Raw genomic sequence first — 13,896 nt, 5'->3', positions numbered from 1 at the left:
TTAACCGCGACGCTGACGCACGGCTTCAAACAGGCAAACGCCGGTTGCCACCGAGACGTTGAGGCTGGATACCGCCCCCGCCATCGGGATGCTCACCAGCTCGTCGCAATGTTCGCGGGTCAGGCGACGCATACCTTTACCTTCGGCCCCCATCACCAGCGCCATCGGGCCGGTCAGTTTGGCCTGATAGAGGTCGTGATCGGCCTCGCCAGCGGTGCCGACGATCCAGACGCCGCGCTCCTGCAATTCGCGCAGGGTGCGGGCCAGGTTGGTGACCTGAATAAGCGGCACCACTTCGGCCGCGCCACAGGCAACCTTGCGCACGATCGGGGTCAGGCCGGTGGCCTTGTCCCGCGGCACGATGACAGCATGAGCCCCGGCAGCATCGGCGCTGCGCAGGCAGGCGCCGAGGTTGTGCGGATCGGTCACGCCATCCAGCACCAGCAGGAAGGGCTGGCTCTGTTGTGCCGCCAACTCATCCAGCAGGCTAGCCAGATCGTGCTCGGCCAGCTTCGGCGCCTCTTTCACCCGGGCCATGATGCCCTGGTGATTGTTGCCTTCCGCTTTGTCATCAAGGGTCTTGCGGTTCACGCTCTGCACGCGCAAGCCGAGGGACTCCAGCTCAGCCAGCAGGGGTTGCAGCCGGTCGTCATCCCGCCCCTTGAGGGCCCACACTTCGATAAAGCGCTCGGGAGTGCGCTCCAGCAGCGCGGATACAGCGTGAATGCCGTAGATCAGTTCAGTACTCATTTAGTGCTCTTGGCCTTATCGTGAGCTTTTTTGCCCGGTCGTCTGTTGCTGGGTTTGGCACGGCCACCCTTGGCGGGTTTACCGTGGTCCTTGCCCCCTTTCTCCTTGCGCTTTTCGTGGCGCTCGGCGCTCTTGGCCTTCTCTTTCTTGATCTCGGCCTGCTTGCGCGCCATCTCTTTGGCGTTCTTGCCGGTGGCCTTGAGCGGCTCTTCCACCATCACGAAGTCGATCTTGCGATCATCCAAGTTCACGCCCATCACCTTGACCCGCACCTTGTCGCCCAGACGGTAGCGACGGCGGAAGTTCTCGCCAATCAGCTGCATGTGCAGGGGATCAAACTGGTAGTAGTCGTTGGTGAGGGTGCTGACGTGCACCAGACCGTCGATGTGGATCTCCGCCAAACGGACGAAGAAACCAAAGCCGGTGACGCTGGCGATAACGCCGTCAAACTCGTCACCCACGTGATCCAGCATGTACTCGCACTTGAGCCAGTCGGCCACATCGCGAGTGGCATCGTCGGCACGGCGCTCGGTCATGGAGCAGTGCTCGCCCATCGGATCCACTTCTTCCAGCTGGTAGTGGTAACCACCGCTCGGGGTCCACTTGTGGCGCAGGTTGGCCTGCTGCTCCTTGGCAGTCTGGTACTTGATCGCGCGGTGCAGGATGAGGTCGGGGTAGCGACGGATCGGCGAGGTGAAGTGCGCATAGGACTTCAACGCCAGACCGAAGTGACCGATGTTGTCGGCCTGATAGATGGCCTGACGCATGGAGCGCAGCAGCATGGTGGAGAGCAGCTCCGCATCCGGGCGCCCCTCAAACTTGGCAGCCAGCTCGGCAAAGTCTTTCGGCTCGGGCTCGAGTCCGCCCTTGAGCTCCAGACCCAGTTCGGCCAGAAAATCGCGGAAACCGGTCAGACGCTCTTCGCCCGGACGGTCGTGCACCCGGAACAGGGCAAAGGCTTCGTTCTTCTCGATGTAACGGGCAGCAGCCACGTTCGCCTGGATCATGCACTCTTCGATGATCTTGTGGGCATCGTTGCGCACCAGCGGCACGATGCGGTCGATCTTGCGCTGGGCGTTGAAGATGAAGCGAGTCTCCTCGCTCTCGAACTCCACCGCACCGCGCTGATGACGGGCATGCTTGAGCGCCTTGTAGAGGTTGTTCAGCTCCTCGATATGGCCCACCAGCGGATCATACTGCTGGCGCAGCTTGGGATCGCCATCGAGGATCGCGGCAACCTTGGTGTAGGTCAGACGGGCGTGAGAATTCATTACCGCTTCGTAGAACTTGTAGCCGGACATGCGGCCAGCGGCGGAGATGGTCATCTCGCACACCATGCAGAGGCGGTCAACTTGCGGGTTCAGGGAACACAAGCCGTTGGAGAGCACCTCAGGCAACATGGGCACCACAAACTCGGGGAAGTAGACGGAGTTGCCACGCTGATACGCTTCGGCATCCAGCGCCGTGCCGGGCTTAACGTAAGCGGAGACGTCAGCAATGGCAACCCACAGACGCCAGCCACCACCGCGTTTGGCTTCACAGAAGACGGCGTCATCGAAGTCGCGGGCATCTTCGCCGTCGATGGTCACCAGCGGCAGGGCGCGCAGGTCGATGCGGCCCTCTTTGGCTTTCTCCGGCACCTGCTCGCCGAGACCGGCAACCTCTTTGGTCACCTCCTCCGGCCAGGTGTGCGGAATGCCGTGGGTACGCAGGGCAATTTCGATCTCCATGCCCGGCGCCATGTTCTCGCCCAGCACTTCCAGTACGGTGCCGACGGCATTGATACGGGAGGTGGCGCGCTGGTTGATGCGCACAACCACGACCTGGCTCTGACGAGCCCCTTTGTTTTCCCCTTCCGGGATGATGATGTCCTGGCCGATACGGCTGTCATCCGGCACCACGAAACCAACGCCATTCTCGACGAAGTAACGGCCGACAATGTCTGCCTCACGGGACTTGAGCAGGCGCACCAGACGCGCTTCCTGACGACCCTTGCGGTCGATCTCGGTCGGCTGCACCAGCACGTAATCGCCATGCATCAGGCGTTGCATCTCTCGGTTGTTCAGATACAGATCCGGACCACCACCTTCCGGACGCAGAAAACCGAAGCCATCCTTGTGGCCGATTACATAACCTTTGACCAGATTCAGGCGATCCGGCAGGGCATAACATTGGTTGCGAGTGAATACCAGTTGTCCATCACGCTCCATGGCGCGCAGACGACGACGCAAGGCTTCCAACGGCTCTTCATCTTTCAGCTTGAGGACCTTGGCCAACTCTTCACGGGACATGGGCTTTTCATGGCCCTTGATGAGTTCCAGGATCAACTCGCGACTGGCGATGGGGTTATCGTATTTTTCGGCCTCGCGTTCGAGGAAAGGATCTTTTTGAGACATAAGCAGGCCTTAGGGTAGGTGGTAACGGTGCCATTATATCGGAGGGGGGGGCGAATGGCATCCATCGGCTGCCTTTTGGCCAATCTCTCTGTCATACTATCTTCAGTTCGCTGGCATGATGAGACACAGAACTCATGAGTAAGGACACATTTGCCCAATCCGCCGCCTATCTCAAACAGGCAGTTCCCCTGATGATCAAGTACCAAATCCCAACTACGCCGGACAACTACCACCTGTGGTACAACTATGTCTCGGCCAGCATGCCCGAACTCAACCAGGCGATCGATCAAGCCATCAAACTGCAGGGAACCTGCTCGCTCACTACCTGCGAGCGCCTCTATCACCAATATCTGGCTGCGCAGGACGAACAGCAGATGGAGGCGATGAAGCTCAACCTTGCAGCCATGGCCAACGAGCTCGGCCACTCCATGCAGGATGCCATCTCCGATACCGGTATGTTTCAGGAGATGCTCGACAAGAGCTTCGACAAGTTAAGTAAGATCGACGATGAGGGGCTGAGCCTGGAAGATACCATGGGCATCTTGCGAGACTTGGTGCGCGAATCGCGGGATGTACGCATGTCCACCATGCACTTTCGCAGCCAGCTCAGCAATGCCGAGAAGGAGATCAAGGAGCTGCGTGCCGCGCTCAACGAAACCCGCAAACTGGCCAACGAGGATGCACTCACCAACCTGCTCAACCGCCGCGCCTTCGATCTGGAGCTGGAGGGGTTGATCCGCAGTCAGCACCCCTTTTCACTGATCCTCGCCGATATCGATCGGTTCAAAAATTTCAACGACGAGTACGGTCACCTGCTCGGCGATCAGGTGCTGCGTGCCTTTAGCAAACGGCTGCGCGATGCCTGCAAGGAGGGGGTCACCGCCTATCGGCTGGGTGGGGAAGAGTTTGCCATGCTGGTTCCCCATCGCTCGCTGGCACTGGCTAGGCAAATGGCAGAGAGCATGCGCCGTTCCATAGAGCGGATGTCGATTCTGGATCGCAAATCTGGCCGCCGCATCGACCACATCACCGCCTCGTTTGGCGTGGGCGAGTTCAACGGTCAGGAGAGTGCAGACTGTCTGGTCGAACGTACCGACAAGCTGCTCTACAAGGCCAAGGAGCTGGGGCGCAACCGGGTGATGCCGCTCCCTTCCTGATTTGTCCTCTGTCCGACCGCAATGCCAATGTAAAAAGCCAGCCAGCTCAACTGACTGGCTTTTTGGCCTCTCTTGCTCCAACAGGGGCTGTTAATTCCAGCCCCTGTGGAGAGCTGCTCAGTGTGAAAGATTACTCCTGCACCTCGCTGACACCTTCGACTTTCACATCAACACGGCGATCCGGAGCCAGGCAGACGATCAGCTCACGCTTGGACTTGCTGACGCAGCTGTCGCCGGTAACCGGTGAGGATTTACCACGCCCTTCCACATTGATCTTGGCGGCCGGGATCCCTTTACCAACCAGATAGTTGGCGACGGTCTGGGCACGCTGCTCAGAGAGTTTCTGGTTGTAGGCATCGGAACCGATACGGTCGGTGTGACCAATTACGGTTGCCACGCCATCTTTGGGTCGAGCCTCTTCAATCTGGCTGTAGAGGCTATCCAGAGCCTGACTGGCCTCTGGCTTGAGGGTCGCCTTGTTGAAGTCAAACAGCACATCAGAGCTCAGGGTGAACTGCTTCTCGACCATCACAGGCTCGGGAGCCGGGGCTGGTGCCGGAGCGGGTGCCACGGGGGCAACCTGACCAAAGCGATAAACCGCTGCCAACGACAGCAAGCCGTTATCCATTCTCAGGCCGGTATCATCACGGCTGCCATACGGGGTGGTGTACTGGTACTCTAGGCGAGCAGCCCAGTCGAGGTTAAACGCATACTCGGCACCCAGAGCACCGACCATGACAAAGCGGCTGTCATCCTTGTAGAGATCGCTCTTGGTATCAGCCCAGCCATAACCGCCACCGACACGACCATACAGATCCAGATTATCGGTAACCGGGAAACCCAGTTTCAGGGTCAGTTGGGCCAGCTGTGCTTTCACTTCATCACTGAAAGCGCCTGCCGCCGTAGTCGCATCGTATTTGTAATTGCCCAGGTAGTCGTAACCCAGCTCCAGCCCCAGATTTTTGTTGATCTGATAGCCGCCGAACACACCCGCACCCAGGGCATCGTTGGTCTCATTGCCAAGCGTCAGGGCATTGCTTTCATCAATGCCGTAGAAGTTGGACCAACCCAGTTTGGCACCACCATACCAGGTGTTGTCCTGACCGGCCGCCTGGGCATTGGCCGCCAGCAAGCCGGTAACCAGCAAGGTAATCAATGATTTTTTCATATCTGAGCCTCTGCAACTTTGTGTAGGAGGAGGTTGATTGATATCAACTCGTCTTCTAGGCGCAATCGCCCAAAAGCGATCACTGCAGATAAACGTTAGCCTATTTTCAAGTCCCTGATATCAATTAACAAAAAACACTGTAACGCAAACTTGTTACAAAAACAGCAACAAGCGTCTGTTATTTGAGCGTACAATGTCGCAAAACGAGCGTTCTACCCAGACTGACGGGTGAGAAAAGGGCCAGCCTCCGCCAGCCCTTGCATGTATCAGCGATGGATAAACTCGTAGTGCTGATCGATAAAATCAGCGACTCGCTGGCTCAATACCTTGTGCACCGTCCTGGTCGGATGCACCTGATCCCAGAACATATGCTCATCGCAGTTGAGAGTCGCTGCTCGCCCTTTTGCCTGCCCGCTCACCACCGCCTGCGCCAGGATCGGGTTACCGGCAATAGCCACTCTTTCGGAGACACTTAAAGCCGGGGTCGCAGCCACCTCGGCGGCGCTGCCGGAGAATGGCTTCCAGGTATAGCCGCCACCGTAGCAGGCGTGTTCTGTGTCACTCAGCCCGAACTGCTGAGGATCGCGCATCATCTCATCAAACTGCTTGTCCACTTCGAACAGCTTCACGATGCCAAGGGGAGCCAGCTCGCGAGTGAGGTTCTGCAACTTCTGGTTGTGGTAGCTGGCCACATGGCGCACCTTCTCCACCACCTTCATGCTGCGGGCTGACGGGGTCTGCCCCAGATCAGGAATGTTGAACAGCAGGATCTGCTGCGCGCCGTTGAGCACCAACCGGTTGGATGCCAGCCGGATGGTATCGATCACCCGATCCGCATCCCGCTCGCTGTTCCAGCCATAGGCCAGATAGTCGTTGGCACCGACCCAGATCACCACCAGATCATCGGGGCGGAACTTGTCCTTTTTCAGGAACTGATCGATCTCGTAATCGAGGTTGTTGATCACCTGATATTTGGGATCCCAGGACCAGAAACCGAGCCAGCCGTTCAGAGCCCCCAGATGGTTATAGGCCACCGCGGTCGCACCGCCTTCCGCCTCGTTGGCCACGACCAGACCGGGGAAACGCTCGTCACCCAACTGCTCCAGCCACACCGGGCCGTTGCTGAAGCGCCCATTGAAGTAGGGTGGGCTGGAGGGGAGATACCCCCGCATCTTTTTGTACATCTTGCCGGTGTCGGAGAGGCTGTCACCAAACATCACAACCCGGGAAAAAGGTTGGCGTCCCTCTGCCGCTTGCGCGGTCAATGCCATTAACCCCAATAAACAAACAAGCCATTTTTTCATATTGTTATGCTCTTCGATTAAGCAGGTGAGACCTGCGGACTTCTCCTCGAGTGGCGACAGGCATGGGAAGAGTCTGCTGCCACTGACTTCTGGTGAAGGCGACAGATTACAGTTCCAGATGAAATCACACATGTTCCGCCACCGATGAAATCGCTTGCGCTCACAAAACAGACAATCACACCAGCCTATTTCTTTCACGCTTGTTTCACGCCCCCCCCGGCACAATGCCCTCATACCAACGACAGGAGTATGAAATGAACAAGGCAAGCGCAAGCGTAATCGGACTGTTGACCCTGATGTCTGTCTCCTCTTTTGCCATGGCGGCCTATACCGGCCCGCAAGAGCAGAACAAGGTTTCCGTTGCTCAACTGAAAGATCTGGCCGATGACAGCTGGGCAACTCTGGAAGGGAAACTGGTCAAGCACCTGGGCGGCGAGAACTATCTGTTCCGCGATGCCAGCGGTGAAGTGGAGGTCGAAGTGGATCAGGATGTGTGGCGTGGCACCGAAGTGGGCCCGGATGATCAGATCCGCATCCATGGTGAAGTGGACCACAGCTGGAACAAAACCGAAGTGGAAGTGAAAACCCTGGAGAAAGTGGGCGCGGCCCCGCAGACCAAGGGCGGCTTTATTGCCAAATAAGGCCACTTCAACGACGAACGGGCCAGACGTTAAAAGGGCGCTTGATATCAAGCGCCCTTTTGCATGGTTAACGCAGCGTCACCGCTTAACCTGCCCGACTGGCAAAGGCTCTCTTGAACCCCTTCTCGGCCTGATTGACCTTGTAGAGGTAACGGCGCGCCTCCTCTTTGGGATGCTGCTCGGTCAACACCTGATAGACCGCCTCGGGGGAGAGCCGGTTGATCCGGCCCGGCGCCGCCTTGCGATCGCTGGAGAAGGTATTGAGTACCCCGCCCGCACCACCGTTATAGGCGGAGATCACCGCATAGCGACGGGAGCGCGGATCCTGAATATCCGCCAGATAGACGGTCTGCAACAGGTGCAGATAGGCGGTACCGACATCGATGTTGTAGGCCGGGTTGAACAGCTCCTCCCGGGTCGGCTGGCCGTTCTTACCCTTGACCCGAACATAGACGTCACGACCCGCGGTGGCCGGGATCACCTGCATCAGGCCATAAGCGTTGGCATGACTCACCGCATAGGGGTTGAAGCTGCTCTCGGTCTTGATCACCGCATAGATCAGGCTCTCCGGCACGCCGTATTTGCGCGACGCTTCCCGGATGATCCCCGCATACTTGTAGCCCCGTCGATCTTCATGGTTGGCCACCATGGGTATATCGACGAAGAAGATGGTGCGAATACCCAGAGTGCGCTTCTTCATCGCCGTGTTGAGCAGGTAATCGGCATAACGCTCGGCGCGCCAGGAGGCGCGGATTGGCTGGCGCTGATTGTCCACCACCTGGCCATAGAGGAAAGGCTCGCCGCCGGGCATGATCTCCCGGTCGGAGTAAAGGTCCACTTCGGCCGGATCGTCCGGTGTCAGCAGGGTCTCGACAATGGCACGACGCAGGTGAGCACGGGGATCTATGCCAGATACCGTCTCGACCATGATATGGCCGCTGGAGAAGTCGATGTGGGCACGGCTCTTGTACTGATCCGTGTATTTGACGTAGTCATACTTGCCCGCAAACAGCGCCTCTCGCCCCCATATTTCGTTCACGTTATGGGAGAGCGCACTGATCATGTGTTCAAAGCCGCGGATGTCCTTGCCGTTGACGAGATCGTCATCCTCATTCCCGCTGGGCTTGGGAGAAGATGAACAGGCAGAGAGAAACAGCAGGGTGCACAGCAGCCAGAAAATTCGGCCCATAGGATCCTCAAACAGGGCAGCAGTGCCGCCCATCATTCATATGCCGCGAGTAGACAAGGGGAGACTGACCACCTTTGGCTCCACTCCCCGCTCACAGGTACTACAGCTCGATTGCTTACTGGCTGGGAGGGGTATAACCCTCGATCTGCACTTCACCCGCTTCAAACAGGTAGCTGACCATCTCTTTTTCCAGCAACTGACGATGCTCAAGATTCATCATATTGAGCTTTTTTTCGTTGATCAGCATCACCTGCTTCTTCTGCCACTCGGCCCAGGCTTCCTTGCTGATGTTGTCAAAAATCCGCTTGCCGAGTTCACCCGGGTAGAATTGAAAATCCAGGCCCGGGCCCTCTTTTTTCAGGCGTTGGCAAAATACAGTACGGCTCATGTTGACCTCTATGGTTGTAGCTCCGGATAGGCGAGCAGACGGGCCGTAGCGGCCGCCAGCCCCACCTCGGCAGGATGGCGTAAGTTATACCAGAGTCGGTTATCTGCTTCCATGAGGCGCAGCGCTGGCTCAGCCTCAATCTCGATCAGCAGCGGCTGGATATCGAGGTGGAAGTGACTGAATGTATGGCGAAAACCGGCCAGTTCCCGATAGCCGTGATGACTCAGGCCAAGGGACGCCAGCAGCCCCTCCACCTCCGCCAGCGAGGCGACCTGCGGGAAGCAGTAGAGCCCGCCCCAGATCCCCTGCGGCGGCCGCTTCTCCAGCAGCAGTTCGTCGCCATGGCGGATCAGCAGCATGATGCCATCCCGGGCCGGAATGCTCTTCTTCGGCTTGCTGTTGGGGTAGGCAGTCGGGTTGCCTTGCGACAGCCCCTGGCAATCGGCCCGCACCGGGCAACGCTCGCAAGCAGGCTTGCTGCGGGTGCAGATCGTCGCCCCGATATCCATCATCGCCTGGTTGTATTGTGCCACGCCCAGCTTGGGAGTGAGCCGGATGGCGATCTCCCACAGCTCGTTCTCCACCAGCTTCTGGCCGGGCCAGCCCGGCAGCGCCAGCCAGCGGGTGAGTACCCGCTTCACATTGCCATCAAGGATGGCGTGAGGCTGACCGAGGGAGAGCGACAACACGGCCCCGGCGGTTGAGCGACCAATGCCCGGCAGCGCCATCACCTCGTCAAAGCGCTCGGGAAAGAGGCCGTGGTGATGATCGCGGATCTGCTGGGCCGCCTTGTGCAGGTTGCGGGCCCGGGCGTAGTAGCCCAATCCGGTCCAGTGATGCAGCACCTCGTCCACGGGGGCATCGGCCAGCGCCACCACATCGGGGAAGCGCGCCATAAAACGCTGGTAATAGGGGATCACGGTAGCGACCTGGGTCTGCTGCAGCATGATCTCCGAGACCCAGACCCGGTAAGGAGTCTTCTCCTGCTGCCAGGGCAGGCTCTTGCGGCCATGAAGCTCGTACCACTCCAGAACCCGGCTTGCGAAGGTTGATTGATTCACGTTGTTCTCATGTCGTTGATATATAGGGAACTCTGCGGTTCCTTCGGCTTATTTTGGCTGCTCGGTAGTAAGGCCATTGCGCAATACAGAGCCAGCCATCTGGTGCGGCAGGGTACGGCCTCGTCACGCCCAAGTCAAAGCCCTACTGACACACTCGATTACCCCACATTTTCCCGGTCACGGTCGGGCAGCAATGCAGTAACAAAGACGATATACTCGGCCCCACGATTGATGACGGGAGAGATGGTTTGCAGACTTATCTGGTTGGGGGCGCAGTGCGGGATCGCCTGCTGGGATTGCCGCAGGGCGACAGGGATCATCTGGTGGTCGGCGCCACCGTGGAGCAGATGCTGGCGCTGGGTTTTACCCAGGTCGGTCGCGACTTCCCCGTGTTTCTTCACCCCAAAACCCAGCAGGAGTATGCCCTCGCCCGTACCGAACGCAAACAGGGTCAGGGCTACACCGGTTTTGTCTGCCACGCCGCCCCCGATGTGACGCTGGAGCAGGATCTGCTGCGCCGGGATCTCACCATCAACGCCATCGCCGAAGATGAACAGGGCCAGCTCCATGATCCCTACGGTGGCATCAAGGATTTGGAAAAACGACTGCTGCGCCACGTCTCCCCCGCCTTTGCCGAAGATCCGTTGCGCATCCTGCGGGTCGCCCGCTTCGCCGCCCGCTTCCACGCTCAGGGCTTTACCATAGCGCCGGAAACTCTGGCCCTGATGAGCGAGATGACGGCCGCTGGCGAGCTGTCCCACCTCACGCCGGAGCGAGTCTGGAAGGAGTTGGAGAAGGTGCTGCTGGGGCCAACCCCGCAGATCTTTATCGAGGTGCTGCGCCAATGCGGCGCCCTCAAGGCGCTCTTCCCCGAGATTGATGCGCTGTTCGGCGTCCCCGCCCCGGCCAAGTGGCACCCGGAGATCGATACCGGCATCCACACCCTGATGGTGCTGGAGCAGGCGTGCCGGATCTCCCCGGAATTGACTGTCCGCTTTGCTGCCCTCTGCCACGACCTTGGCAAGGGAGTGACCCCCAAGGAGTTCTGGCCCAGCCATCACGGTCACGGCCAGAAGGGGCTGCCGCTCATTCGCGCCCTGTGCGAGCGGTTCCGGGTACCCAATGAGTGCCGGGATTTGGCGCTGCTGGTGAGCGATCTGCACACCCACATCCACATCGCCTTTGAACTCAAGCCCGCCACCCTGCTCAAGGTGTTCGACAAGGCAGATGCCTGGCGCCGCCCCGAGCGCTTTGCCCAGCTGCTGGATGCCTGCCGCGCCGACTTCCATGGCCGTACCGGTTTCGAGGAGCGGGTCTACGCCGAGCCGGACTATGTGGCCGAAGCGCTGGCTGCCGCCCAGGCTGTGCCGGTAAAAGAGATAGTGGCGGCCGGTTACAAGGGGGAAGAGATCAAGGAACAGCTTGCCAAAAAGCGGACCGATGCCATCAGCCGCATCAAGGATGAGTGGACCTTTATCGAGGAGTAACCCCTGCCCCGGCGCAAGAACAGACGGCCGTACTGACGAGGCTCCCGCAGGAGACCTCACCAGTACGGCCGTTTTGTCATTAAGCAGTGTTCAGAGTGGCGGTTTACGCCGGGCCGATGCGCTCCAGCAAGCTCATATGGGACGAGCCATCGTGGCGCTTGAGGTTCTGACGATACTCGAACTGGCGCTGGCTCTCCTGTTTGAGCCCCAGCATCAGCGAATAGCACATCGCCAACATGATCACCGAGAAGGGCAGCGCGGCTATAATGCTGGCCGCCTGCAGGGCGGCAAGACCGCCGGAGACCAGTAAAATCGCAGCGACCAGCCCCTGGCCCAGCCCCCAGAGCGCGCGGTGCGGCACCGGAGGATCCTGATCACCGATGGAGAGCAGGGTCGTAATCACCAGCGTGCCCGAGTCACTGGAGGTAATGAAGTAGGTGCAGATAAGCAGGGTCAGCACGCCCTTGGCAATCCAGCCGAAGGTCTCCCAGTGCAGCAGCTCGACCGTCTTGTAGAGCGCCAGCGTCACATCCTGATTGACCGCCGCGACCACACCGCCGCCGCCAAACAGTTCCAGATTCATCGCCGTACCGCCAAACACGGTGAGCCAGAACATGCCGAGCAGCGAAGGCACCAGCAGCACGCCGAGCACGAATTCACGGATGGTACGCCCCTTGGAGATGCGGGCGATAAACATGCCGACAAACGGCGCCCAGGCGATCCACCAGCCCCAGTAAAACGCCGTCCAGCTCGACTGCCAGGCCGAGGTGCCATTGGCTTCGGTGTTGGTCCAGAAGCTCAGTTTGACGATGTTCTGCAGGTAATCACCGATGTTCTGCACATAGGCGTTGAGGATATAGGTGGTCGGCCCCAACACCAGAAAGAGCGCGAGCACGAAGACGCTCAACCAGATATTGAGCTCGGAGAGGATCTTCACCCCGCGCCCGACCCCGGAGACCGCCGAGAGGGTGGCGATCAGGCTGATGCCACCGATAAGCCAGAGCTGGTTGGACTGCGACACCGCCATACCAAACATCTGGTTGAGGCCGGTATTCATCTGGGAGACCCCCAGTCCAAGGGAGGTCGCCACCCCGAACACGGTACCGAATACCGCCAGCACGTCGGCGGCGTGGCCCCAGAAGCCGTAGATGCGATCGCCGAGCAGCGGATAGAGCACGGAACGAATGGCCAGTGGCAGCTTGCGCCGGTAGCTGAAGAAGGCGAGCGACAAGCCGACGATCACATAGATTGCCCATGGATGGAGGCCCCAGTGGAAAAAGGTGAGGCGCATGGCGATCTGGGCCGCCTCCGGGGTCATCCCTTCGGTAATGAAAGGGTTGCCCTGCAGATGGTTCATCGGCTCGGCGATGCTCCAGAACACCAGCCCGATCCCCATGCCCGCGCTAAAGAGCATGGAGAACCAGGCGAAGTAGCCGAACTCCGGTACCTGGTCGTCGTCGCCCAGCCGGATGTTGCCGAAGCGACTGAACATCAGATAGACGGCGAAGAACAGGAACAGGGCGACCACCAGAATGTAGTACCACTTGAACCCGGCAATAATCTGATCCTTGGCCCCGACAAACCAGCTGGCGGCCGTCTCGGGGACAAAGACCCCGAACAGCAGAAACAGGGTGATGACGGTCAACGCCGTCATGGCCATGGTGGGGTTGAGGCCTTTAAATAGCCCTTTGCTTGCTCTCATCCAGCCTCCTTAGTCGTTGTTGAAAAACTCTTCGCCCACGTGATCACCGGCACCACCGATGGCGCGATAGACCAGCTTGCCTGCCGCTTGTTCACGGTGATCCACCAGGGTGACCGAAGGCTGACCGTTCACCGCGTGGCGCTTGCCGAGGAAGATGGCCATGGGCACGCCCAAATTCGAGATACCGCTGGTGATCCAGAGGCGGTTGAAGTCGTAGGAGCCGCCGATGAACTCCAGCTGTGCCAATCCGGTATCGAGGCCGGTCAGATAGAAGTTCATGGCACTTTCGTCAGGAAAGAGGTGCACCAGCACATAGGCGTAGCGCAATTCATTTACCAACTCCTTTAGGTTGAAAGTACCTGTCTCGCTGCAAGAGAGGGGTAACTCACCATCATAGTGGTGTACTTTAAGGTTGTTGGGGTCTTCATCATAGGCAGGCTGATAGCGCACAAAAGCCGAGGTATCCGGCAGTTCATAGCGCACTCTGACCACACGTAACTCGGCCACCAGAGACTTGATATCCAGCTCGTCATTCATCATTTCGCTCCTCAAATGTCAGGGTGAATTCCGTGAAATGCCCGTCAACCTAACACAAAATTAGTTAGAGCAGAAATTATTACATCAAAAACCATATTGACCTTGTGACGAATTAG

At 58.8% G+C, this 13,896-nt stretch carries 12 protein-coding genes; 3 read left to right on the top strand and 9 right to left on the bottom strand.

From position 1 onward, the window contains the following. Both rlmB and rnr read right to left on the bottom strand, forming a co-directional pair. The gene (gene rlmB, locus G5193_RS13315) at positions 1-750 is read right to left on the bottom strand and encodes a 23S rRNA (guanosine(2251)-2'-O)-methyltransferase RlmB (protein WP_236376841.1); all 750 of its coding nucleotides are present in this window, start codon (positions 748-750) and stop codon (positions 1-3) included. Beyond that, positions 747-3,146, bottom strand: a complete 2,400-nt coding sequence (gene rnr / locus G5193_RS13310; RefSeq protein ID WP_421206179.1) for a ribonuclease R — start codon at positions 3,144-3,146, stop codon at positions 747-749. Before rnr ends, rlmB begins: the two co-directional genes overlap by 4 nt. A gap of 134 nt (positions 3,147-3,280) precedes the next feature. Here rnr and G5193_RS13305 point away from each other — a divergent pair, with 134 nt between their 5' ends. Next, on the top strand, positions 3,281-4,303 hold the full coding sequence (locus tag G5193_RS13305; protein WP_005343157.1) for a GGDEF domain-containing protein: 1,023 nt from the start codon (positions 3,281-3,283) through the stop codon (positions 4,301-4,303). Positions 4,304-4,433: 130 nt separating this feature from the next. Here G5193_RS13305 and ompA read toward each other — a convergent pair whose 3' ends face one another. Together ompA and G5193_RS13295 are read right to left on the bottom strand one after the other, a co-directional pair. Further along, positions 4,434-5,471, bottom strand: a complete 1,038-nt coding sequence (ompA, locus tag G5193_RS13300) for a porin OmpA (protein WP_227341426.1) — start codon at positions 5,469-5,471, stop codon at positions 4,434-4,436. 266 nt (positions 5,472-5,737) lie between these two features. Beyond that, positions 5,738-6,775 carry an SGNH/GDSL hydrolase family protein gene (locus G5193_RS13295; RefSeq protein WP_263085376.1) on the bottom strand — a complete coding sequence of 346 codons (1,038 nt, stop codon included), beginning with the start codon at positions 6,773-6,775 and terminating at the stop codon, positions 5,738-5,740. Positions 6,776-7,029: 254 nt separating this feature from the next. Here G5193_RS13295 and G5193_RS13290 point away from each other — a divergent pair, with 254 nt between their 5' ends. Next, positions 7,030-7,416 (top strand): YgiW/YdeI family stress tolerance OB fold protein, encoded by a 387-nt coding sequence (locus tag G5193_RS13290; protein ID WP_263085375.1) that lies wholly within the window; start codon positions 7,030-7,032, stop codon positions 7,414-7,416. An 85-nt stretch (positions 7,417-7,501) separates the two neighbouring features. Here the strand turns inward: G5193_RS13290 and mltC are convergent, their stop codons facing one another. The 3 genes from mltC to mutY all read right to left on the bottom strand — a co-directional run bounded on the left by mltC (position 7,502) and on the right by mutY (position 10,054). Further along, positions 7,502-8,605 carry a membrane-bound lytic murein transglycosylase MltC gene (gene mltC / locus G5193_RS13285; protein ID WP_421206178.1) on the bottom strand — a complete coding sequence of 368 codons (1,104 nt, stop codon included), beginning with the start codon at positions 8,603-8,605 and terminating at the stop codon, positions 7,502-7,504. Between the two features lie 115 nt (positions 8,606-8,720). Further along, the gene (locus tag G5193_RS13280; RefSeq protein ID WP_421206177.1) at positions 8,721-8,993 is read right to left on the bottom strand and encodes an oxidative damage protection protein; all 273 of its coding nucleotides are present in this window, start codon (positions 8,991-8,993) and stop codon (positions 8,721-8,723) included. Between the two features lie 8 nt (positions 8,994-9,001). Then, a complete protein-coding gene (gene mutY / locus G5193_RS13275; RefSeq protein WP_421206176.1) occupies positions 9,002-10,054 on the bottom strand; it encodes an A/G-specific adenine glycosylase in 1,053 nt (350 codons plus the stop codon). Positions 10,055-10,302: 248 nt separating this feature from the next. Between mutY and G5193_RS13270 the strand changes: the two genes are divergently transcribed. Further along, positions 10,303-11,541 (top strand): multifunctional CCA addition/repair protein, encoded by a 1,239-nt coding sequence (locus G5193_RS13270; RefSeq protein WP_421206175.1) that lies wholly within the window; start codon positions 10,303-10,305, stop codon positions 11,539-11,541. A 103-nt stretch (positions 11,542-11,644) separates the two neighbouring features. Here G5193_RS13270 and G5193_RS13265 read toward each other — a convergent pair whose 3' ends face one another. Continuing rightward, positions 11,645-13,243, bottom strand: a complete 1,599-nt coding sequence (locus G5193_RS13265; RefSeq protein WP_201909711.1) for a BCCT family transporter — start codon at positions 13,241-13,243, stop codon at positions 11,645-11,647. A 9-nt stretch (positions 13,244-13,252) separates the two neighbouring features. After that, complete coding sequence (locus tag G5193_RS13260) at positions 13,253-13,780, bottom strand: hypothetical protein (protein ID WP_421206193.1); 528 nt, start codon at positions 13,778-13,780, stop codon at positions 13,253-13,255. Positions 13,781-13,896: the final 116 nt, after the last annotated feature.

This window comes from Aeromonas sp. 601027 (assembly GCF_049174455.1).
GTDB classification, from domain to species: Bacteria; Pseudomonadota; Gammaproteobacteria; order Enterobacterales; family Aeromonadaceae; genus Aeromonas; species Aeromonas veronii_A.
The sequence above is the reverse complement of the archived record's forward strand: the minus strand, read 5'-3'. Positions and strand labels throughout refer to the sequence as shown.